Below are 21012 nucleotides of genomic sequence, written 5' to 3'. Positions count from 1 at the left end.
GAGTGGACGCTTCTCACAAGGGAGTTCCCATGGTGGGTCGCGATAATCATTAAGAAAACAAGTGCACAGGTACTTAGAAGCCTGGATTCCTTGTAAAAAGGGAGAACAGTTATTAATTTCATCCGTTCAATTATCAGGGGTGATGTCCGATGATTCTTCGGGGCAGGGTAATTGACAGCGAAATCCCGCGCTTCAAACACCGGTGGTTTGGGATTCTTGCGGTCGAGACCGAGAAGGGAAGGTTCAAGCTCTACATGACGGGCAACGCCGCCCAGTGGTTCCTGAGCGGTGATGAGGTAGAGATTCACCTCAAGAAAGAGCCGGAGGAAGAAATCCTCGACTTCGACGACTACGAGCTCTACAAATTTTATTCGGGTGATAAGGTCAAGGTCTGGCCGCTGTGGGAAAAGACGTTCGAGGCAAAGCGCTTTTCTCCCCTGACTGGAGAGCTCCTATACACCTACAGCATATGCGCGAGAGAGGCAAAATACGAGAGCGACTTCGAGGCTATAGCCGAGCTGGAGCAGTACCACTACGCCAGCCAGAAGGAGAAGGTGGCCTTATGGCGCTGTGAGAACGGCCACATCTTCGAGGCCAACACGAAGGAGAGCTGCCCAGTCTGCGGGAGTGACAATGTTCACATCCTCGAAATCAAAGGCTCAATCCCAGCGTCGCGCTTCTTGATTCTCGAGCTGGAGAACAGTGAGGAGTACGAGCCGAGGATTTTGGCATACGTCCGCATTGACCCTCCGATTCCGCTGATGCACAGGCGTTTGCCGAACGGTGAGGTGGAAGGGAACATTCGTGAAAAGGTCTTTCCAGAGGACTGGTTTAAGCCTGCTTTCTGGCCCGAGAGAATAATGAGGGAGCTATACGGGGAGCTGAAGAGGAAGCACACCAGGAGAGTAGCCCGTTCAATGCTCTGGGAGGAGGCAAAGTGGAGGGCCATGAGGGAGACGAACACAGCTGGATCAAGGATAGCGCGCGTTGTTGTTCACCCAGACTACCGCTCCGACGGGTTGGGCCAATTAAGCCTCAAGGCAGCACTAGAGTGGATTGCCGGGAGAAGAATCCCTGAGATGAAGAAGAGGAAACACATAGTCGAGACCATAGCTCAAATGGCCCGCTACAACCCCTTCTTTGAGAAGGTCGGCTTTAAGTTCCTCTGGGAGACCGCGAGCGGGAGACCGGTTCTCTTTTACCCGCTCAGTGATGAGGCTAAGGAATACATAGAGCGCTTTTTGAGGGAAGACCCCTATGCCCCGAAGGACGGCCGCTTATGGAGGCCGAGTTACGGAAGAGTCGAGCCGCTAAGCGGGCCAATAGTCTTTAAGAACGTCAGCAAGGTCTTTGAGAGCGAGCTTGACGTTAAGGGATTGCCCGAAGAAATTCAGGAACTTTTAAAGGCCTTCGGCGTCAGGCACCGCGTAATTCAAAGGCCCGTTTTGAGAAATCTGGACTTTGAACTCAAGCCCGGCGAGATTGTGGCCATAGTCGGAGCGAGCGGAGCAGGAAAAACCACCCTGCTGAGGCTCATCCTCGGCGCGGTGAGGGGATACTGGGAGGAAAAATACAGGCCGACAGTTGGGGAGATAGAGGTGCCCGACAACGTCAAGGTCTCCGTGCTGATTCCGAGTGAGTTCGAGCCAGAATTTGGCTCAGAGAGCATATTGGAGCACATTTACAGGAAAATCAGAGATTTAAATGCGTCCGTCGAAATTCTCAACCGGACCGGACTGAGCGATGCAGTGCTTTACAGAGCCCGCTTTGGTGAGCTCTCGACCGGCCAGAAGGAGAGGGCAAAGATAGCTTCACTCCTCGCTGAGAAGCCGAATCTCCTCCTCATGGACGAGTTTGCAGCGCATCTCGACACGCTTACGGCCATGAGAGTGGCCAAAAAGGTGGCCGAGATTATCAGGGAGGCTGGCATCACCGCCCTCATAATCACCCACAGGCCAGAGGTGCTGAGGGCTCTGGACCCGGATAAGGTGCTCTTCGTCGGCTACGGGACGGCAAGGGTTGAGGCTAAAGGGAAATCCCTGGAAGAGGGCCGTAAATCAGCATGAGAAGACCAACCAGCAGGGGCTGATGGACGAGGTATATGACGAGAGTGTGCCTGCCGGCCAAGCAGAAGGCTAAAACGAGAGGGTTTGCGGGAATTCTCAGCTCCTTTTTCCTCATTCCCTCAGGATAGAAGGCGCTGCCTGCTGTGAGACTGAGGAAGTAAATCCCAAACCAGGGAAATATCGGGAAGTAGTCCGGGGAAGAAAAACCTTTGAAGGTTATTCCGGGGGAAGAAGCCATGCAGGGCCGATTAGGTTTCTCACCCAGAGGGAGCCGAGGATGAAGAAAGGCCGCCCACAAGAGATTAAGTTTCCCAAAGCGGTAGAAGGGAATCGCTAAAAGCGTTGCGACGCCGAGGAAGTGGAGAACCCAAAGTAAATTGTCATGCCGTCGAGGAAAAGGTACGTGACGACTGTTATCAGCATGCCGGGCCGAAGAGCTTAAGGAATCTCCTAAAGTACTTGGCGTAGGGACGGGGGTTCTTTTTGATCGTCCGGGAGTAACTTATCCAGAAGGAGAGGCCGGAGACGAAGACGAGTATCGATGCCGTTGCATAGACGAAAGCCTTCCAGAAGAAGGGATGTCCTGAATAGTTCAGGAAGAGCTGTAAATCCGTGACGAAGTTGGAGAGAACCACCATAGTGATGCCTATCCCCCTGAGGAAGTCAACCTCCCAGAAGCGTCCGCGAGAGTACACCTCGGCTCCGAGCATAAACATTCCTTCGAGACGGATTTAAAAAGGCTTGCTCAAAGGAGAATGCACATGACGTCGAAGAGGACCGAGCCGAACCAGTGGAGGAGAAAGCTAGGAAGGAAGCTCTTACCCCTCAAATCCATTTTTGCAAAGACTATTCCCGCAAAGAATGCGTAGGGGATTTCGATACCAGGCTTTCCGATGTGAACTAAGGTGTAGGGAACATCCTGGGCCAGTATAGCTAGCCATTCATTTTTCTTCGCCAGCGGGAAGAGTAATATCCCCCGATAGAAGGCCTCGTGGGCGAACATTATCGCACCAACAGCAAGCTCTTTGAGGAGAACGTCGGTCCAGTTGGAGTAAGCGAATATTGGATAGTAGTTTTTCATCTCGGGAACCCCCGTCCCATACAAGCTTATCGGGATCGAGATCAAAAAGAGAACGACAAACCACCTGTAACCCTTGCGGTTTCCAAGTTGAAAGCCGAGTTCTCTTGGCTTAAAACCGAGAAGGTAACCAACGGCCAACGGCAGAACGACGTAAAAAGCCGCGTTGTAAGCCGCCCACCCGAAAACATTGTCTCCCCTACCCCAGACAAGGGGAATGAACACAAGGGAGAGCGCATAGAGAAGCCAGGGGTTTCGCTTCAGTTCCATGGAGAAAAGTTAGGAAAAGAAGATAAAAGTTTTGGCCTCACTCAGTCTCTTCCGTCTTCTCCTCGGCACTCTCGGCTGGCTTCTCGGTCTTCTTTTTGGTAGTTTTCCTCTTCTTGGCTGAGGTGCTCCTCTTTCGGGTGGTTTTGGACTTCTTGGTGGACTTCTTCTTCGGTTTCTCCTCAGCCTGCTCTTCTTTCCTGGTCTCTGGCTCCTCCTTGACCTCCTCGCCCTCGGAAGTCTCTTCCTTCTTCTCCTCGCTTTCCTCGGCCTTCACTCCCTCAGTTTCGGTGGTCTCTTCAGCAGGCTTCTCTTCCTCGGCCTTCTCGATGAGCGGCTCGCTGACCTCCTCCTCGAGCTCTGTGACCTGCTCTTCCTTTTCCGGTGGCTTGAGAAGCTCGTCGACGCTTGGCTTTAACTTGACTTCCTCGTAGCCTATGAACTTGAGGTCGCTCTCAAGGAGTATCTCGCCGAGAACGAGGGTGTTTCTGTCTATCCCGACATTGCTAAAGTCAACGCTGACGTCTTTCTCACCGACCTCGATGATGACCTCCTCCGGCTTGACCATTGGCATGCGGAGCTCTATGAGGGCCTTGACCTTATCTATCGGGTCCTCTATCTTCTCGACGACCTCGACCTCATAGACGAGGTGCTTGCCGGCATAGGGGTGGTTGAAGTCAACCCTCACCCTGCCGCCACTGACGGTGAGGACCTTGCCCTTGAGCTTCCTGCCGCTCTCGGTCTCTATCTCAACCGGCATTCCGGGGAACGGGAAGATGCCCTGCCTCCTGAACTGGCCGAGGGTGAATGTCTTGATGAGCTTGGGGTCGCGCTTTCCAAAGCCTTTCTCGGGCGGGATAATTATCTCGTACTTCTTGCCGACTTCTAACCCCTCAAGCTGCTCGTCAAGGCCCTTAAGCACGTGGCCAGCTCCAACCGCTATCGGGACAGGGCCGTAGATGCCCTTCTCGTTGTAGATGCCGGCCTTTTTGGCAACCTCCTCATAGGTGGTGTCAAAAATCTCCCCGGTTTCTTTGACCTTGCCGGTGTAGTGAAGCCTTATGACGTCTCCCTTCTGAACCTTGACCATGAGCATTACCTCCTTTTCGTGCTCCTACCCCGATTAAGGGAGTTGGTTTTTAAGCTTTCCCACCGGGCGATAACCTAATAAAACGCCTCGGCAAAGTTCACCCGGTGGTGAGAAAGATGGCCATTAGAGTGTACAACACCCTGACGAAGCAGAAGGAGGAGTTCAGGCCCCTGAGAGAAGGGGAGGTCAGAATGTACGTCTGCGGTCCAACGGTTTACGATTACACCCACCTCGGTCACGCCAGAACCTACATAGCCTTCGACGTCATCAGGCGCTACCTCGAGCACAGAGGTTATACTGTTCTCATGGTCATGAACTTCACCGACATAGACGACAAGATTATCAGGCGCGCCAACGAGACCGGCGAAGACCCTAAGGAGCTCGCTGAGAAGTTCCTTCGCTACTTCCTAGAGGACATGAAAGCTCTAAATGTTAAGCCGGCCGACATCTATCCGCGCGTTACGGAGCACATTCAGGACATTATAGACTTCGTGAAGAAGCTCCAGGAAAAGGGATACGCCTACGAGGGGAGCGATGGAGTCTACTTCGAGGTCAGGAAGTTTAAGGGCTATGGTAAGCTGAGCGGAATAAAGCTTGAAGAGCTGGTTAAGGGAGCGAGGGTCGAGCCCGGCGAAGGCAAGAAGAACCCCGAGGACTTCGCCCTCTGGAAGAAGGCCAAGCCCGGAGAGCCTAAGTGGGACAGCCCATGGGACGAGGGGAGGCCAGGCTGGCACATCGAGTGCTCCACGATGAGCACGAAGTACCTCGGTGAGAGCTTCGACATCCACGGAGGCGGAAACGACCTCATCTTCCCGCACCACGAAAATGAAATCGCTCAGAGCGAGGCCTGCACGGGTCATGAGTGGGTCAAGTACTGGCTGCACACGGGCTTCGTTATGGTCAGCGGCGAAAAGATGAGCAAGAGCCTCGGCAACTTTGTAACGATTAGGGAGCTCCTCGAGAAGTACTCGCCCGAGGTCATCCGCTTCTTCGTCCTCCAAAAGCACTATCGCTCACCACTGGATTACACAGAGGAAGGCATCCAGCACGCCAAGAACAACCTTGAGAGGCTCTACAACACGCTGGAGAACATTAGGATTGCCCTAGAGAGGGCGGAGATTTCCTTCAGGTGGGGCAGTGAAGAGTTCGAGCTCTACGAGACCATCAGGGAAGCGAGGAAGAAGTTCTACAATGCGATGGACGACGACTTTAACACAGCCGAAGCCATGAAACCAATCTTTGAAGTTTCAAATGCCGTGAACAGGTACCTCACCAAAGTGGAGAATACGAAGGAGAGCGTCCTCAGGAAGGCCATGGAGTTCTTCAGGATGGTAAGCGAGATATTCGGCATTTTTGAGGACTACTTCAAGGAGGAGAAGGCAGGGAGCGAGGAGACGCTGATAGAACTCCTCATAGAAGTCAGGGCCGAACTTAGAAAACAGCGCAACTTTACTTTAGCCGATAAAATCAGAGACGAGCTTAAAGCGCTGGGCATACAGCTCGAGGACACCCCCCAGGGGACGGTTTGGAAGAGGATTAACGTTTGATTTTCCTCAATTCTTTTGCCACTTTTCCGTCAAACGGCAGAGCGTAAGGCTTAAATATAACCTTTCCTTTGCTCCGTTAAGGGAAATCCAATGAAGAAGTTTCCGGCTTATCTTGCTTCTTGGGACGATATAGAGAAGTGGGCAAAGGAGTGCGCATGGAAGGTTCTTGAAGACGGCTGGAGACCGGACGTTATAGTCGGTCTTGCCAGAGGCGGCTGGATTACAGCAAGGCTTTACTGCGACTACCTCGGTGTTAAGGACCTCGTCAGCCTCAAGGTGGAGCACTGGGGCGTTACAGCCACTCCGGACGGAAAGGCAAGACTCAAGTACGGCAGCAACTACGACATGAGCGGAAAGAATGTTCTTATCGTGGACGACATCAGTGACACTGGAGAGAGCTTAACCCTGGCAAAGAATTACGTGGAGAGCCAGAATCCGGCGGAGGTTAGGGCGGCAACACTGCTTACAATAAGAGGCTCCCGCTTCAACCCAGACTACTACGGCGAGGAGATTGACTGGGCCTGGATAGTCTTCCCCTGGAACTTCGTGGAGGACATGATAAATCTCGTCAACAACATCTTCGAGGAGAAGGAAGCCCTAACCACCGATGAAATCGTCGAGCTCTTCAAGGAGCTCCACGGCATTGAGGTTCCAAAAGGCAGACTTGAGGAAGCCCTCAGAATGGCCGAGCGCAGGAAGGTTTTTAAGTTCCGCGACGGAGCCTGGCGCAAAGCCTGAGGGTGTGGTAGCTTGGATCGGAAGAGGACTGTCGAGGAAATCAAGAGCCACAGCGTCTATGCCAAGGAAATCTACGACATGCACAGTGAGAGCATCAACGAGGCCATAGACAACTACGAGCGGCTGAAAGAGGACTACCTGAACGATCACTCGCGGGCGAGGATAGTGAGAATAGTCTTCAACGACGACCATGGCCTCCCATTAGCCATGGAGTTCAACAGGAAGGATGACAGCTTCAGGGGATTTACCATAGCCATCGGCAAGCCGCACATAAAAAGCAACGGAAACGGAAAGGAAAGGCAGAAAGCAGAAGAGACCATCCCCATTCAGGAAGACGCGAGCGGCTGAACGTAGAATCCCATCTCTATCTCTTTTCCATTGAAGAGTTCATAGCTGCTGAGGTAGTAGGTTGGATTTTTGTAAAGTCTCGTGCCGTAGCGATCTGCTCCAGCTATCCATATAATGTAGTTCTCAGGGTTGAGCGGGTTCCTGATGGCCATTATCACCGATGCGTTGAGGTAGTTGGCATTCCAGCCCTCAAGGACTGGATAGGCATCATTCTCTTGGAGTATGAAGGAGGCAATCTCCCAGTTCCAGTGCTCCGACCGTTCCAAAACCCACTCGTCTCCGTATTTCACAAAGCGCAACGGGAAGTTGTCCTGGAGTTCGGCGACAATCTTGTTGGCAAGAGGGCCGCCAATAAGGATAAGGTTCTCCTTCAGTTCTTCGTCGGTAACGTTAACGTCGGCCTTAATGACTACCTCGACGCCGTCTGGCCACTGGGAGTAGAAGGTCTTAAGGTAATTCGCAACAATCTCAGCCGTCTCCCTGTCATATTCGGTTCCACTCGGGTCTGGATTCTGGATGCCGTAAACTACGATAACCTTTCTGGCAACGGCTCCCCTGGCAAGGGCCCTGAAGGGTGTCACTGGAACGCGCTTTTGGTATAACTCTCCCGCTTTTCCGGGCGAAACCCTGTCCTTCAGCTCGTTCATCATGTCAACAATGTAGTCACCCAGCGACCTCCCTTCCTGAACGCTTATCAGAGTGTACTTCTCGTAGATTTCAACCATGTCTTCTATCCAGAACTCTCCCCATGCCCTCTGCATCCACATTGCCAGCTCCACGTAGGCGGGATCAACACGCTTCAGTGAAAAGTCCATCCACCCATCGGCGAAGCCCTCGTACACCATCATCGTGTCCCACCAGAAGTGGATGTCATATGTCGCAAGGTAAGGCATATCCCCCTCTATCGTATCCTCGAGGTATCTGAGGTCGTAGGTGAGGCCGTAGTTCCAGTTCAGTTCCTCGGTCGTGATGTCATGGCCAAGCTCGTGGTATACGAAGCCGAGATAGATAAGCTCGTCCAGTCTCTTGTTCTTAATGTAGTCCCTGTTGAGCGGCAGACCAAACATTGTGTCGCGGGCTGTCTTGTATGTCCACTCAGTCCTCTGTGGGTCGCGCCTCACTAGGGGAATCATTCCGCCAGCGCCGTATATCTGTGTGCCGTTGATTATCGGGTTGAAGCTGTGGCCATGGACGGCAACGAGGTATGGATGCAGAAACTCAAAGCGCACGTTTGAAATGCTAACGTATTGCCCCATAAACTCATCGGGAGGTAAAAGTTCTAGAGCAGTGATGTAGGTATTAAGGTCTTCCTGACAATACTTCTGACTGGTTTTGTAAACCACTCATCATCCACAAGAACCAGAGGTTTCAGCTCTGGCGGCCCCGTGCACATCAAAAGATATGCCTCAAGGTAGTAGAGCCTTATGTCCCTGTCTGGGATTGTCGTAGCATTCTCCAAATACTCCCTGAGCATCTTGACGACAGGATGATTTCTATATGGGCCAAAGTAAGAATCAACATCACTGAGGTAGTCCTCTCTATCTATGACGAAGGTATCGTTTCTTCCAAAAGCCAGATAATAGCTGAAAGAAGCTCCGAGTTGGGGCTTATGGTTACCGAAACCTTGGAGCTGACATCGTAAGCGCTTACTGAGACAGCACTACTCAGGAACAACAGCATGATTATTAACGCCGCCAATCTCTTCATGACGACACCAAGTGGTATTGAGGGCGAAAACTTATAAAACTTTCCGACAACATTTAAAGTTAAGCGTTGAATTCTGTTAGGGTGGCCGAAAATGAGGGCGGGAACTCTACTCATAGCGTTGCTTTTAATCGGATCATTCATTCCACTCACCAGTGGGGCTGGAGAAAAGCCCCTCGTGGTGACGAGTATAGCACCTTTGGCAGCGATAGTTCAAGATGCCTTCGGGGATTCCGTGGAGGTTGTTTACATAATCCCTCTTGGCGCAGATCCGCACGAGTATCAGCTGACAGCAAGCCAAATCGAGCTCCTGCGCCAGGCAGATATCATAGTGACTACCGGGGGCCATTTACCCGTGGAAAAGAAAATCGCCGAGCTGAAGGCTGAAGGGACAATAACCGGCGAGGCCCTCTTCATAGACGATTACAAGGCCAATGGCTTTCGCTATCTAAAAGAGCACTGGTACAACGAGAAGGACAATCCCCACGGGATATGGCTTGATCCCTACAATGCCCTAGCGATTGCCCAGGCGACAGAAAAAGCCCTGGAAAAAGCCGACCCCCACAACGCCGAGCTTTACAGGAAGGGCTTTGAATGCTTCAATGAGAGAGTCATAACCATCGTAGAATCCTACAGGGCCATTTTGACGGAAAACCTTACCGCAATCATCCAGATGCCCTCCAACCAGTACGCCTTAGAGTGGCTTGGAATAACGGCGGTAGCCTCGATAAAGCCTGAGGAAGAAGTTCCAGCCTTGGGTGTCGATGAGCTAGTTGAGAAGGCCGCCGAGGCAGATCTAATCGTCTACGGCCACGAGAGCCCGGAGCAGTTAACGGACGCAGCCAAGGAGTTAGCTGTAAAGAGCAGGAAGTCCCCAGCCGAGATAACGGTCTTCTGGAAGGACAGACCCTATACAGAGGTGCTTATAGAGAACAGTGCCGCGGTGATCAAGGCGCTCGAAGAAAAGCCCCCTGAAAAACTAGCCGAGGCTAGGACAGACGTCACACGGTATGTCGTCGTTTCCATCATTGTTGGTCTTGTCTTAGGAACCGCTCTTGGAGTAATACTCAAGAAGTGAGCCTTTCCTTTCTCCCAATTTGTCGGGAAAGAGAAAATGAGAAGAGGATCACTCCCTCTTGTAGGGCCTGCCGTCCCACTTGGGCGGGCGGACCTTTCCTATTATTCCAGCCACAATGATGATGGTCATCACGTAGGGCAGCATCTGGACGAACTGCCACGGAACGACCTGGCTGGACTGGACCCATATTGCCAGCGTGTCAAAGAATCCGAAGAGGAATCCTCCGACCAGAGCCATTAGCGGGTTCCAGCCGCTGAACACCATGTTGGCGAGCGCTATGAAACCCCTTCCAGCTGCAACGTTCTTGGTGACCGCTCCGACCCAGTCTATACTGATGTATGCTCCAGCGAGACCCGCCAGTGCGGCACCGTACACTGCCGCCCAGAAGCGGTACTTCTCAACGTTCAGGCCTATGGCATCTGCCGCCTCTGGGTTCTCACCCATGGCCCTTATCCTTAGCCCAAGCGGCGTTTTGAAGAGCACCCAGTAGGTGACGAAAGTTATGACAAGGGTCACTAGTATCATGGGACTGATGTTCCCGTAGGTGGTGTTCCAGTTGGGAACCCTGACGGTGTCTGGAACCTGGTGCTGACCTGCCGTTCCCCAGTATGCCACGATACCGAAGGGGACGAGACCCATGGCGAGGAGGTTTATACCAATACCCGGGATGATGTGGTCTCCCTTGAGGTAGACCGTGATGAAGCCGTGGAGCATTCCGAGAAGGGCGCCGACGAAGGCTCCTCCAAGAAGGCCGATGAACCAGCTTCCACTGACTTCTGCCAAAATAGCGCCGAAGAAGGCACTTATCATTATGATTCCCTCGTAGCCGATGTTGACTATTCCAGCGCGCTCGCTGACAACCGCACCAACGCTCGTAAGGACTATGGGCACCATGGCCATCAGGGAGGTCACTAGGATTGGGACGATTGATGATCCGAGGCTCATGCCCTCACCCTCCTCAAGTTCCTGAATATGTCAATCAGACCAGGAATCGCGACGGCAACGACGATTATACCCTGAATGACGTAGATAATCTCAAGCGGAACCCCTGCTCCAATCTGCATCATTGTTGTTCCGGCACGGAGCATGCCAAAGAACATTGCCGCGAGGATTATGCCTAGTGGGTGATTTCTTCCGACGAGGGCAACACCTATTCCGTCGAAACCATAGCCGTTGATGTTGGCCATTCCCTGGCTTATGGCATAAGTTGGAGGTCTTCCCATGACCTCAACGGCGCCAGCAAGACCACTAGCAAATCCGCCTATGACAAATGACCATATTATCGCTTTCTTTGGATCGATTCCCCCGTACTCTGCACCCTTCGGATTCATGCCGCTGGCCCTCATGCCGAAGCCCAGCTCAGTGTGCCAGAGGATGTAGTAAACGATGATGGAAGCTACGATGGCAAGTATAAACCCCACTGACAGATTTGAGCCGCCGAGGAGCGGAAGTCTTGCGCTTTCCGGGACGAGAATGGTCTTGTTAGGGTCGCTGGGATTGGCATATGGGCCAGTGACGAGGTAGAGGACGGCATACCAGGCTATCCAGTTGAGCATGATAGTTGAGATAACTTCGTGAACACCGCGGAAGACCTTGAGGAAAGCTGCTGGAAGGCCCCACATCGCCCCAACCAGCATGCCCATGAGGAGCCCAAAGAGGACGTTGCCGTAGACGTTGGTGAATATTATCGCAGCTATTGCTCCGAAGTAAACAGAACCCTCAGCACCGATGTTAAAGATTCCTGTCCTAGCGCTTATTGCGAATGTCAGGGCGGTAAGCATGATAGGAGTGGCATAGCTAAGTGTGGAAGCTACTCCTGATGCGGAACCGAGAGAACCCCTTAGGAGCCAATAATAGGCCTCAAAGGGGCTGTAACCGAACGCTAGGAGGATTATTGCACCTAAGAAGAATCCAATGAACACCGCCAGCAGGCTCTCCGCGAGCGGTTTGAGGAAGCCCTTCACTTTTTCATTCACGTCTGATCCCTCCCATCATCATTCCAATCTCTTCCTCTGTGACCTCCTCGGGCTTCACGATGCCCATGAACTCTCCCTCATACATGACGGCCATCCTGTCGCTCAGCTGGGTTACCTCATCAAGGTCGGCGGAAACGAGCAGAACGGCCTTGTTCTCGTTCCTGAGCTTGACGAGGTAGTTCCTAATGTACTCAGTGGAGGCAACGTCAACACCCCTTGTAGGCTGGGATGCGACTATCAAGACAGGCTCCTTGCTTACCTCTCTGGCAACGATGAGCTTCTGCTGGTTTCCACCGCTCAGGCTCTTTGCTGGAGCGTTTATACCTGGAACAACTACATCGAACTGCTCAACGAGTTTTTTAGCGTGCTCCCTGACGGCGTTCCACCTTATCGAGTTGAGCGGTCCCTTGAATTTCTCCCTCCACTGAAGGCCGAGGATCGAGTTCTCGGCGACGCTCATGTCAACGATGAGACCCATGTTTATTCTGTCCTCTGGAATATGGGCCAGCCCGAGGTCGTAGAGCTCTCTCGGTGGCCTGTCTGTGATGTCCTTACCGTTTAGAATGATCTTTCCTCTCTCAACCGTTCTGAGACCAGTTATAGCATCTATAAGCTCGGTCTGACCGTTGCCCTCAACGCCGGCTATACCAAATATTTCGCCGGCGTGAACCTCAAAGGAGAGACCCTTAACGGCGTCCTCACCTCTGTCGCCCTTAACCCAGAGGTTCTCAACCTTAAGAATAGGCGCTCCCGGCTCTTTGGGGGGCTTCTCCACCCTGAGAACGACCTCCCTTCCAACCATCATCTTGGCGAGTACCTGGGGCGTTGCGTTCTTGGTGTCTATGGTTCCTATGAGCTCGCCCTTCCTGAGGACGGTAACGCGGTCAGTTATCTCGATGACCTCCTTAAGCTTGTGGCTGATGAAGATTATCGTCTTACCCTGGCTCTTCAGCAGGTTGAGAACCCTGAACAGCTCTTTGACCTCTATCGGCGTTAGAACAGCCGTCGGCTCGTCGAGGATAAGTATGTCGACATCCCTGAAGAGCATCTTGAGGATTTCAATCCTCTGCTGGACACCGACGGGCAGCTTCTCAACTGGAATATCAAGGGGAACCTGGAAGTTCAGCTCGTCCATCAGCTTCTGGAGCTTTTCAGTGGCTTTTACCACATCTATCTTCGAGAATAAACTGTGCCCCTCCATCCCGAGGATTATGTTCTCAAGAGCGTTAAACACCTCAACAAGCGTGAAGTGCTGGTGGACGATACCAATGCCCTTTTCCAAGGCATCTGCAGGGCTCTTAAAATGAACTTCCTCACCGTTTATGTAAATTTTACCCTCAGTGGGCTTTATCATGCCGGAGAGAATCTTCATGAGGGTGGTCTTACCTGCTCCGTTCTCACCTAACAGACCATGAATCTCGCCCTTTTTAACGGAAAAGTCAACACCCTTCAGAGCCTTTGTACCATCAGAGTAAACTTTCACAATGTTCTTCATCTGTATCAGCGGCACTTCTTCCATGGCAACACCCCCTGCAAAGAGAAACGGAAAAAGAAGAAAAAGGTTCTCAACCCATCATCTCGGTCCAGTCGTTGGCGTTCCTTATCTTCTCAATGCCGTCCTTGTCCATTGGCGCTGGAACCTGGATCTCGCCGTTGATTATTTTCTGCTTGAGCTCGTCAATGGCCTGCCAGACCCAGTCGGGAACCTGCTTCCTGGTCTCCTCGAGCTTGGCGAAGAGCTGATCCTCGCTGTCGAATCCAAGCTCCTGGAGTTTCTGCTTCTTGGTGTCCTCCGGGAGGGAGTTGAACATCTCCTTAACGTCCTCGATGGTGCTTATTCCAACACCGCCCTCCTTGAGACCGAGCTCGACGACACCGCCCTTGAAGGTGCCCTCGACGGCCGCTTTAACTGCGGTGTAGACACCGACGTCAACTCTCTTCATCATGCTTGCGATGATGATGCCCGGCTTGATCCAGTCTTGGGCTGAGTCAACACCGATAGCGAACGGCGGTCCCATGTCCTTACCCTGGGCCTTCAGAGCCTCAGCGACGGCATCAAAGACACCAACACCGGTTCCACCGGCGACCTGGTAGATGACCCAAGCGCCCTGCTGGAGCTGGGCCTGGGCGGCAGCCTTACCCTTGGCCGCGTCGGTGAAGGTTCCGGTGTACTGGTAGATAACGTCGACCTTCTTGTTGGTGCCCATCTTCTGGTTGTAGTAGTCAACGCCCCATGAAACACCGAACCTGTATCCAGCCTCGAACTTGTAGAGAACCGGGATCTCCATGCCGAGGACGATACCGACCTTGTCCTTGTCATCGTTGGCGGCGACCATTCCTGCAAGGGCGCCGACAAGTGCTGAACCCTCATTCTCCTTGAAGAGTATCATCATGACGTTGTCTGGCATCTCTGGGTCAAATCCGTCGATGATGGCGAACTTCTGGTCGGGGTACTTGGCGGCGACCTGCTTAACGGCATCGGTCATCATGAAACCGACAGCAATAATTATCTCATACTCGCCCCGCTGGGCAAGGGTCTCAAGGTTCTGAAGATAGTCAGTCTCCTTGGCGCTCTGGACCTCAACCAGCTCCAGGTTGAAGTCCTTGGCGGCCTTGGAGGCGCCGAGATAGGCCATGTCGTTGAAGCTCAGGTCACCCCTGCCACCGACGTCATAAACGATGGCTATCTTGCCCTTATACTGGGGAGTACTGGTTGTCTCTCCTTTATCGCTAATACAGCCACTGGCCACGACGCTAATAGCCAGGAGGCCGATTAAAAACAGACTTAACAACTTCCTCATACTAACACCCCTGGAGTTTTCACAGTTATAACTCCGCGCGGGATATATACTTTGCGGTCAAGAGAATGCCGAAAACATGGGAAAAAATTTTAACTGATTGGTAAAAGTTTTTTGTGATGCCTGCGCTGAAGGAAATAGCCGAACTGGACTCGGGAGTGGTTTTAATAACCGGTGATGCTAAGAGACTTGTGAGAATGTACCTCACTGAATGGAGTCGCAGGGGAAAGACCATACTCATTGAGTACATACCATTTCAGATCGATGGGGAGGTGTACATCGGCTCGCCCTACGAGGGGACAAGCTTCGATGCTTACCGTATAGTAAACCCGCTCTCACGCTCAAAGGCAGAGCGCGAAAAGCTCCACCGCTGGCTTGCTAGGAACAGAGATAAACTTATCCTGCTCTACGAAGGTAAATACGTGAAGGACTCCATAACGCGCTATGCAATTAGGGAACTCATTGATTATTTAATCGCTTACAAGCGCGAGACAGTTGGCTTTGAGAGGATAGACGTGATGCGCTTTGAGGATGGAAAAATCGTGGAGAGCAGGACCTACGTCAGGAGGCGCTGATTTATAAACCCTCCGCTGAACCATCAACGCCCGATGACGAACGGTTTCGGGTCTGAGGTGTGATGACACCAGCTATCGCCGAGGGCATTTTCATAATAATTATATACACTTGACCCCCTTGCTCATCCGGTGGTGAAGATGTTCAGGAAGCTGAAGGAGAAGTTAGGCTCATTCGTCGAGAAGGTGTCTCAAACCGAGATAAAGGAAAAAGACGTCGAAAACGCCCTATGGGACTTGGAACTCGAGCTCCTCGAGGCCGACGTTGCCCTTGAGACCGTCGAGGCCCTCAAGGAGAAGATAAAGGAAAGGCTTGTTGGTCAGAAGGTCAAGATAGGTACCAACAAGAAGGAGCTCATCGAAAACGCCGTCAGAGAGTCAGTCCTGGAGATTCTCACCCCTCCCAAAAAGATAGACCTGCTCGGGATGATCCGCTCCAAGGAGGAGAAGCCCTTCATCATAGCCTTCGTCGGCTTCAACGGCTCTGGAAAGACAACCACCATAGCGAAGCTCGCCCACTGGCTCAAGAAGAACGGCTTAAGCGTTGTCATCGCTGCCAGCGACACCTTCAGGGCTGGGGCCATAGAGCAAGTTGAGGAGCACGCCAAAAGGGTTGGTGTCAAAGTAATTAAGCATGACTATGGAGCGGACCCCGCGGCAGTTGCCTATGACGCAATACAGCACGCGAAGGCTAGGGGCATTGATGTGGTTCTCATAGACACTGCCGGAAGAAACGAGCTTAACAGGAACCTGATGGACGAAATGAAGAAAATCGTCCGCGTTTCAAAACCTGATTTGGTCATCTTTGTCGGTGACAGCCTCGCTGGAAATGCCGTGGTAGAACAGGCGAAGCAGTTTAATGAGGCGGTAAGGATAGACGGCGTCATACTCACAAAGCTTGATGCCGACGCCCGTGGTGGGGCCGCACTCAGCATAAGCCACGCCATAGGGGCGCCGATACTCTTTGTCGGCGTCGGTCAGGGCTACAACGACCTCAAGCCCTTCGACGAGAAGTGGTTCGTTGAGAGGATTTTTGGGGAGGGGTGAACAATCAGCAACTGACAGCAAGCCCGCCGAGTATTATCACAAGCACGACAAAGCCCGGCAAAAAGCCCCTAATAGCGAGCAACACCTTCTCTCCTTTTCCTTCTCCGAGCACGGCACCAACGCTGACGGAAATGACAGGCAGAACCACGAGAGAACTATCGGGGTTTATGAGGGAGACGAGAACCACCAACAGAACGGGCACTCCAATCGCGAGACCCGATCTCTTTAGGGTGGCTTTCTTGAAGAGGAGATACAGGGCGAGCAAGACAAGAGCGGGGAGGAGAACGAGAATGAGGAAGTTAATGATTGTGAGTACCCCCTCCAGCATTTGATGACTCCACTGCTCAGATGAATCATTCTGCCTTTGATGTAGTAGTCGTCGTCCAGCAGGGATGCGTTGTACGCTAATAGAAGCTCCCACGGCGTTGCTAAGGCAAGGACAAAAATGTGGGGGATCCTCTGAGCCTCACCACCACATCACCTCACATAAGGGAAATTGAGTCAGAGAGTTTTTTGATGTCGCCCTCATCCCCTACAGCGAGAATTAGGTACAGGTTGCCCTTATCCCTAACCTTAAGCACAAGCAGGTAATTATTTTCCCTTCCTGAACATCCAACTCCTGAAGAGACCGTCAGAAAGTTCCCTGACTGAAGTATGGCCTGAGTGCTTAAGCTTGGAAATGTAGGCATCCACAATCTCACTTGGAGGTTCCTTATACTTGAGCCGAAATGCTTCGGTTAGCTTTGACTTCTCAGGTGTTTCTTCGTAATTCACCTTAGCTATTATTGTCGTTTCCTCAAACGGATACACGTAAACGGCCATATTGAGGGTTCCAGAGATCTCAACTCCTTCAACGTTCAGGCCGGTGCTATAATCCCAGTCCATTTCTCGGAAACGCCTTCTAGGGATTTAAAGTAGCAGGCGGGCTTTTCAATGAGCCACGACACGTTTTCAAAGCCAAAAAAACCCGAGGAGCACGTGTCGAGGGCTTCCGTTTATAACCCCATCCGGGGTTATTTCCCTGAACTTGTAGCTCGGCGGGAACCTCGGCCCCGCTGACGAGGGGAGGCTTAACATCACTGACGTTCACCATTACTCTTGAAAAGCAGGGCTCACCGCCGACCGTCGCATCCCTAGCAGAGGAAAAGAAAAAATCCCTAAACAGAAAAGGGATAATAGTAAAAGGAACCGCGTATTTTTTCATAGGAACTATCTAATCTGAGATCAGCATGAAGCTCACATTCTCTCATATACTCATAGCAATGGCCATCTTTATCGCAAGGTAAACCGAGAGGATGCTCATGAAAGATACCAATGACGCAATCCTCCCCTGTCTCTTTCCCCTTTTGCCCAGAAGGAGCGCAGGAGAAACGGACACGGAGAGAGCGAGTGGGGAGGTTTTCAGAAGATAAATGAGTGCAACCCCAACAAGCAACGTCGCGCAGGATGATGCAAAAATCACCACCTTCTCATCCAGTTTTTCCAGCAGGAAACGGCGACGGCCAGCGTGAAGGGTAGCGTAACAGCCAGAAGAAAACCAAGAAGGGACCGAAGCCGAAGGTGCGGGAGGACGGATTTAACGATCCGCAGGTTGCTTTAACGTAGTATTCTGAGGGGAGTATCAGCAGAACCACAAACTCCAATACAAAAAAGGGGGTAAAGGAGTTTTATGAATTTCATGAGGATTCACCCCCTGAGGATGCACTTTCACGAGATGTGTATCACTGCCCCAGTTGCCCCATGCCAAGTAATGGTCATACATGTCCCATCCGCTATGAATCACCACGTACTCAATTTGCCCGTTACTGTTTTTTATGTAGCCCACTATAACAACACTATGGTCTCCATAAGGCCCCTGACCATCCGTTGCTTTTCTGCCATTATCAAGTTGAAGTAAAATAGGGCGGTTGTTGTCAACTTCACTAATAACATCACCTGCATTTATGTATGCATCTAGCCAGCATAATCCTAATGTACAAGTAGGCTGTGCATCGTAGCTGTGGACAAGAGACCACGAGACTATTCCCTCATTCTTTAGTTTTTGATATTCACCTGCAAATGCCTCAATTCCATCACAAGCATCGCTACCGAGTCTGCCACACTAATATGTCCATCCATCATTACTGGTTCCCATAGTGTGATGGAAGATATCAACTAAAGGTTTCGCGCTCTTCCAGTCCTCAAAGTTCGGAATGTTTGAGGATGTCCACTGAAGGTGTCTCTGAGCAACAAGCATAGCCTCAGCTGGCGTCACGGAACCATCGTGACCGAGGGGAAACCAAACTCAAAGCCCCAGCGAAGCTACTCAAAACCAAAACTGCAAAAAACCGCTAGTATGCAGGTACTCAGTCGGTGCATAACAAACCACAATAAGTTGTAGGGCACAACAGTTTAAAAAGTTTTTTGATCACCTATTCCATAACTAAAGATTACTCTAATTTCAACAGAAATAAAGAACACATTTATGCGGTATACAGTTATGTATCATCGAGAAGAATATCTCCAATTTTCTCAAAATCCACTCCCGCGGTCATGTCTATGTTTATCGGCGTTACACTGACCTTCCTCTCCACTTTTAGGGTATAAGCATCCGTCCCGGGCTCGAACTTCTCGCACTTTCTGCCGACTATCCAGTAGTAAGGATACCCCCTCGGGTCGATGCGCTCCTCAATGGTTGGCCGGTACCTCCTCCTCGCGAGCCTCGTCACCTTTATCTCCGTCTCTGGAGTGGCGTCGTTCGGGATGTTCACGTTGAGCATGTCAACGCCCTCTGGAAGGCCCTTCTCAAGGACGGCCCTGGCTATTCTCCTCAGGAAGTGCGACGCAACTGAGAAGTCTATCCCCTCGCCCTCACTGAGGGCCTTTCCCCAGTCGACCTCGAGGCTTATCGCTATGCTGGGAATCCCGTGGGTGGAAGTTTCTATGGCAGCAGAAGCCGTTCCGGAGACTGTTATCTCTGTGCTCAGGTTCTCGCCAAGGTTGATACCGCTTATCGCCAGGTCGAAATGGGTGAACCTTGCGAGAGCAAAGACAACGCAGTCAACCGGCATGCCGTCGAGGCCGTAAGCAATTTCCGCACCAGGAACGTCCACCAGTCTGGCCCTCAGCGGCCTGTGGAGGGTCATAGCCCTTCCGCTGGCGCTCCTCTGAAAGAGGGGAGCAACGACGTAGACTTCTCCAATGTCTCTGACTGCCTCGACTGCGGCCAGGAGGCCCTTCGAATATATCCCATCATCGTTCGTTATGAGTATCCTCGGCATGCTAGGGACTAAGGCCTCACCTTTAAAAACCCTAACTTCGAGCGGAGTTGGGTGAGAGCATGACCTACTGGACGAACGAGGACAACGTGGCCGGAAAGCCCGGAACGGCGCTTTTCATAATCCTCCCCACGATAGGCTGTTACAGGTTTAGTATCAACCAAGCCTGCTACATGTGCTCATATCCAACTGCGGCACCCAAGATCAAGTGGAGCCAAGAGGCTATAGTCGACTACGTGAGGGAAGCGCTGAAGATGATAGAAGGCAAAAAGGGGCCCTTTGCGGTAAGAATGTTCACCTCTGGCTCGTTCCTCGACAACAGAGAGCTAAAACCCGAGACAAGGAGGAGAATCTTCGAGCTTCTGGCCCAGATGGAGAACGTTGAGGAGATAGTTATCGAAAGCAGGAGCGAGCTTGTCCGCTACGACGCGGTTAAAGAGCTCGTCGACATAGTCTCCGACAAGCACTTCGAGGTAGCGATAGGCCTTGAAACGGCAAACGACGATATCTCCGATGTGAGCATAAACAAGGGCAACACCTTCGATGACTTCGTGAGGGCGGCGGAGATAACCCACGAGGCTGGCGCCAAGGTCAAGACCTACCTCCTGCTCAAGCCGATATTCCTGAGCGAGCGCGATGGGATTGAGGACGTGAAGGAGAGCATTATTCGGGCGGAGCCCTACACGGATACCTTTTCGATAAACATCACCGACATCCAGAAGGGCACGCTCTACGAGAGGCTCTGGGAGAAGAGTGAATACCGCCCGCCGTGGCTCTGGAGTGCCGTGGAGGTTCTTCTGTGGGCAAAGAGGCATTTTCCCAACAAGAGAATCCTCAGCGACCCGGTAGGAGCGGGCTCCAAGAGAGGCCCCCACAACTGCCTGACCGACCATGACCGAAAAATTGGCAGGGTGATAAAGAAGTTCTCGGCAACGCAGGACATCGGCCACCTCGAGAAGCTTGAACCAGTGTGCAGGGAGGCGTGGAGGTACATAGTTGAGGAAGGGCTCCTCGACTGGCAGCTCCTCACGTGGTGAAGAGATTTCGTTTTTGAAATTCGTTTCACGCCTTCTTTTCGCCTGCCTTTTAACATCCACCGGGCTTCTTTGATGTTCAGAAATGCACACCCACGAAAGCTTTAAATGTTTACATACGTAAACGGATTTAACAAATCGCAGGTGATAATTATGGCGGATGTCGAAATTAGCCGGGATAACTACCTCGTGATCGGGAAGACCGACGCCGTGGAAATTGATGTTGATACTTTTCTGTGCAAGGGTTGTGGGATCTGTGTTGAAATGTGCCCAAGGAAGGTCTTTGAGTGGAGTAAGGAGTTGAGCGAAAAGGGCGTGCACTATCCCGTTCCGGCCGCTGCTGACAAATGTGTCAGATGCAAGCTCTGCGAGCTGCTCTGTCCCGACTTCGCTATATCAGTAAGGTGATGAC

Annotated in this window: 23 protein-coding genes; 9 read left to right on the top strand and 14 right to left on the bottom strand. The window is 52.0% G+C overall.

Features of this window, described 5'->3' with window-relative positions:
- The first annotated feature begins 149 nt into the window (after nt 1-149).
- Nucleotides 150-2066 (top strand): ATP-binding cassette domain-containing protein, encoded by a 1917-nt coding sequence (locus A7C91_RS09055; RefSeq protein WP_068666821.1) that lies wholly within the window; start codon nt 150-152, stop codon nt 2064-2066.
- Here the strand turns inward: A7C91_RS09055 and A7C91_RS12215 are convergent.
- From A7C91_RS12215 to A7C91_RS09040, 4 genes are all read right to left on the bottom strand, one after another.
- Nucleotides 2026-2397 carry a heparan-alpha-glucosaminide N-acetyltransferase domain-containing protein gene (locus A7C91_RS12215; protein ID WP_267886262.1) on the bottom strand — a complete coding sequence of 124 codons (372 nt, stop codon included), beginning with the start codon at nt 2395-2397 and terminating at the stop codon, nt 2026-2028. The genes A7C91_RS09055 and A7C91_RS12215 overlap by 41 nt on opposite strands.
- Before the next feature lie 85 nt (nt 2398-2482).
- Nucleotides 2483-2776 (bottom strand): heparan-alpha-glucosaminide N-acetyltransferase domain-containing protein, encoded by a 294-nt coding sequence (locus A7C91_RS12210; RefSeq protein WP_267886225.1) that lies wholly within the window; start codon nt 2774-2776, stop codon nt 2483-2485.
- Between the two features lie 35 nt (nt 2777-2811).
- Nucleotides 2812-3414 (bottom strand): CPBP family archaeomyxosortase MrtA, encoded by a 603-nt coding sequence (gene mrtA / locus A7C91_RS09045; protein WP_068666819.1) that lies wholly within the window; start codon nt 3412-3414, stop codon nt 2812-2814.
- Nucleotides 3415-3451: 37 nt separating this feature from the next.
- On the bottom strand, nt 3452-4501 hold the full coding sequence (locus tag A7C91_RS09040; RefSeq protein WP_068667441.1) for an FKBP-type peptidyl-prolyl cis-trans isomerase: 1050 nt from the start codon (nt 4499-4501) through the stop codon (nt 3452-3454).
- A gap of 116 nt (nt 4502-4617) precedes the next feature.
- On the opposite strand from A7C91_RS09040, the gene cysS reads away from it, so the two are divergent.
- From cysS to A7C91_RS09025, 3 genes are all read left to right on the top strand, one after another.
- On the top strand, nt 4618-6048 hold the full coding sequence (gene cysS / locus A7C91_RS09035; RefSeq protein ID WP_068666817.1) for a cysteine--tRNA ligase: 1431 nt from the start codon (nt 4618-4620) through the stop codon (nt 6046-6048).
- A gap of 90 nt (nt 6049-6138) precedes the next feature.
- Nucleotides 6139-6786, top strand: coding sequence for a phosphoribosyltransferase (locus A7C91_RS09030; RefSeq protein ID WP_068666815.1), 648 nt, complete (start codon nt 6139-6141; stop codon nt 6784-6786).
- A gap of 12 nt (nt 6787-6798) precedes the next feature.
- Complete coding sequence (locus A7C91_RS09025) at nt 6799-7134, top strand: hypothetical protein (protein WP_068666813.1); 336 nt, start codon at nt 6799-6801, stop codon at nt 7132-7134.
- On the opposite strand, the gene A7C91_RS09020 is transcribed toward A7C91_RS09025, so the two are convergent.
- Together A7C91_RS09020 and A7C91_RS11930 are read right to left on the bottom strand one after the other, a co-directional pair.
- Nucleotides 7113-8363 (bottom strand): hypothetical protein, encoded by a 1251-nt coding sequence (locus A7C91_RS09020; RefSeq protein WP_234394364.1) that lies wholly within the window; start codon nt 8361-8363, stop codon nt 7113-7115. The genes A7C91_RS09025 and A7C91_RS09020 overlap by 22 nt on opposite strands.
- A 50-nt stretch (nt 8364-8413) precedes the next feature.
- Nucleotides 8414-8608, bottom strand: a complete 195-nt coding sequence (locus tag A7C91_RS11930; RefSeq protein ID WP_234394363.1) for a hypothetical protein — start codon at nt 8606-8608, stop codon at nt 8414-8416.
- Nucleotides 8609-8932: 324 nt separating this feature from the next.
- Between A7C91_RS11930 and A7C91_RS09015 the strand changes: the two genes are divergently transcribed.
- A complete protein-coding gene (locus tag A7C91_RS09015) occupies nt 8933-9916 on the top strand; it encodes a metal ABC transporter solute-binding protein, Zn/Mn family (protein ID WP_068666811.1) in 984 nt (327 codons plus the stop codon).
- Between the two features lie 48 nt (nt 9917-9964).
- Here the strand turns inward: A7C91_RS09015 and A7C91_RS09010 are convergent, their stop codons facing one another.
- Genes A7C91_RS09010 through A7C91_RS08995 form a run of 4 tightly spaced genes read right to left on the bottom strand, consistent with a single transcriptional unit; the run spans nt 9965 to nt 14693 of the window.
- A complete protein-coding gene (locus A7C91_RS09010; RefSeq protein ID WP_068666809.1) occupies nt 9965-10861 on the bottom strand; it encodes an ABC transporter permease in 897 nt (298 codons plus the stop codon).
- Entirely contained in the window at nt 10858-11892 is a 1035-nt protein-coding gene (locus A7C91_RS09005; RefSeq protein WP_068666807.1) for an ABC transporter permease, read from the bottom strand. Before A7C91_RS09005 ends, A7C91_RS09010 begins: the two co-directional genes overlap by 4 nt.
- Nucleotides 11885-13411, bottom strand: a complete 1527-nt coding sequence (locus A7C91_RS09000; RefSeq protein WP_068666805.1) for an ABC transporter ATP-binding protein — start codon at nt 13409-13411, stop codon at nt 11885-11887. The genes A7C91_RS09005 and A7C91_RS09000 overlap by 8 nt, the downstream gene beginning before the upstream one ends.
- 46 nt (nt 13412-13457) lie before the next feature.
- Nucleotides 13458-14693, bottom strand: coding sequence for a BMP family lipoprotein (locus tag A7C91_RS08995; protein WP_068666804.1), 1236 nt, complete (start codon nt 14691-14693; stop codon nt 13458-13460).
- A gap of 116 nt (nt 14694-14809) precedes the next feature.
- On the opposite strand from A7C91_RS08995, the gene A7C91_RS08990 reads away from it, so the two are divergent.
- Together A7C91_RS08990 and ftsY are read left to right on the top strand one after the other, a co-directional pair.
- Entirely contained in the window at nt 14810-15265 is a 456-nt protein-coding gene (locus tag A7C91_RS08990) for a hypothetical protein (RefSeq protein ID WP_068666802.1), read from the top strand.
- A 138-nt stretch (nt 15266-15403) separates the two neighbouring features.
- Nucleotides 15404-16309: a signal recognition particle-docking protein FtsY gene (ftsY, locus tag A7C91_RS08985; protein WP_068666800.1), complete on the top strand. Its 906-nt coding sequence runs from the start codon at nt 15404-15406 to the stop codon at nt 16307-16309.
- Nucleotides 16310-16313: 4 nt separating this feature from the next.
- Here the strand turns inward: ftsY and A7C91_RS08980 are convergent, their stop codons facing one another.
- The 4 genes from A7C91_RS08980 to surE form a co-directional block, all read right to left on the bottom strand.
- On the bottom strand, nt 16314-16637 hold the full coding sequence (locus A7C91_RS08980; protein WP_068666798.1) for a hypothetical protein: 324 nt from the start codon (nt 16635-16637) through the stop codon (nt 16314-16316).
- 263 nt (nt 16638-16900) lie between these two features.
- A complete protein-coding gene (locus A7C91_RS08975; protein ID WP_068666796.1) occupies nt 16901-17194 on the bottom strand; it encodes a hypothetical protein in 294 nt (97 codons plus the stop codon).
- A 361-nt stretch (nt 17195-17555) separates the two neighbouring features.
- Nucleotides 17556-17771: a hypothetical protein gene (locus A7C91_RS08970; protein WP_199920019.1), complete on the bottom strand. Its 216-nt coding sequence runs from the start codon at nt 17769-17771 to the stop codon at nt 17556-17558.
- A gap of 1015 nt (nt 17772-18786) precedes the next feature.
- Nucleotides 18787-19569, bottom strand: coding sequence for a 5'/3'-nucleotidase SurE (surE, locus tag A7C91_RS08965; RefSeq protein WP_068666792.1), 783 nt, complete (start codon nt 19567-19569; stop codon nt 18787-18789).
- A 59-nt stretch (nt 19570-19628) separates the two neighbouring features.
- On the opposite strand from surE, the gene A7C91_RS08960 reads away from it, so the two are divergent.
- Entirely contained in the window at nt 19629-20603 is a 975-nt protein-coding gene (locus A7C91_RS08960) for an archaeosine biosynthesis radical SAM protein RaSEA (protein ID WP_068666790.1), read from the top strand.
- Between the two features lie 150 nt (nt 20604-20753).
- A complete protein-coding gene (locus tag A7C91_RS08955) occupies nt 20754-21008 on the top strand; it encodes a 2-oxoglutarate ferredoxin oxidoreductase subunit delta (protein ID WP_068666788.1) in 255 nt (84 codons plus the stop codon).
- The last annotated feature ends 4 nt before the right edge of the window (nt 21009-21012 follow it).

Source organism: Thermococcus piezophilus, from assembly GCF_001647085.1.
In the GTDB taxonomy this organism is placed as follows: domain Archaea; phylum Methanobacteriota_B; class Thermococci; order Thermococcales; family Thermococcaceae; genus Thermococcus; species Thermococcus piezophilus.
Note: the sequence above shows the minus strand (reverse complement) of the source record. Positions and strands in the feature narration are given on the sequence as shown.

Bases quoted from the DNA above. Each gene is read 5' to 3' on its own strand.
- A7C91_RS09030 (WP_068666815.1), top strand. From the start codon at position 6,139: ATGAAGAAGTTTCCGGCTTATCTTGCTTCTTGGGACGATATAGAGAAG.
- A7C91_RS09015 (WP_068666811.1), top strand. From the start codon at position 8,933: ATGAGGGCGGGAACTCTACTCATAGCGTTGCTTTTAATCGGATCATTC.
- cysS (WP_068666817.1), top strand. From the start codon at position 4,618: ATGGCCATTAGAGTGTACAACACCCTGACGAAGCAGAAGGAGGAGTTC.
- ftsY (WP_068666800.1), top strand. From the start codon at position 15,404: ATGTTCAGGAAGCTGAAGGAGAAGTTAGGCTCATTCGTCGAGAAGGTG.
- A7C91_RS12210 (WP_267886225.1), bottom strand. From the start codon at position 2,776: ATGCTCGGAGCCGAGGTGTACTCTCGCGGACGCTTCTGGGAGGTTGAC.
- mrtA (WP_068666819.1), bottom strand. From the start codon at position 3,414: ATGGAACTGAAGCGAAACCCCTGGCTTCTCTATGCGCTCTCCCTTGTG.
- A7C91_RS08960 (WP_068666790.1), top strand. From the start codon at position 19,629: ATGACCTACTGGACGAACGAGGACAACGTGGCCGGAAAGCCCGGAACG.
- A7C91_RS08955 (WP_068666788.1), top strand. From the start codon at position 20,754: ATGGCGGATGTCGAAATTAGCCGGGATAACTACCTCGTGATCGGGAAG.
- A7C91_RS08975 (WP_068666796.1), bottom strand. From the start codon at position 17,194: ATGGACTGGGATTATAGCACCGGCCTGAACGTTGAAGGAGTTGAGATC.
- A7C91_RS09010 (WP_068666809.1), bottom strand. From the start codon at position 10,861: ATGAGCCTCGGATCATCAATCGTCCCAATCCTAGTGACCTCCCTGATG.
- A7C91_RS08990 (WP_068666802.1), top strand. From the start codon at position 14,810: ATGCCTGCGCTGAAGGAAATAGCCGAACTGGACTCGGGAGTGGTTTTA.
- A7C91_RS09000 (WP_068666805.1), bottom strand. From the start codon at position 13,411: ATGGAAGAAGTGCCGCTGATACAGATGAAGAACATTGTGAAAGTTTAC.
- surE (WP_068666792.1), bottom strand. From the start codon at position 19,569: ATGCCGAGGATACTCATAACGAACGATGATGGGATATATTCGAAGGGC.
- A7C91_RS08980 (WP_068666798.1), bottom strand. From the start codon at position 16,637: ATGCTGGAGGGGGTACTCACAATCATTAACTTCCTCATTCTCGTTCTC.
- A7C91_RS09055 (WP_068666821.1), top strand. From the start codon at position 150: ATGATTCTTCGGGGCAGGGTAATTGACAGCGAAATCCCGCGCTTCAAA.
- A7C91_RS09040 (WP_068667441.1), bottom strand. From the start codon at position 4,501: ATGGTCAAGGTTCAGAAGGGAGACGTCATAAGGCTTCACTACACCGGC.
- A7C91_RS08995 (WP_068666804.1), bottom strand. From the start codon at position 14,693: ATGAGGAAGTTGTTAAGTCTGTTTTTAATCGGCCTCCTGGCTATTAGC.
- A7C91_RS11930 (WP_234394363.1), bottom strand. From the start codon at position 8,608: ATGCTCAGGGAGTATTTGGAGAATGCTACGACAATCCCAGACAGGGAC.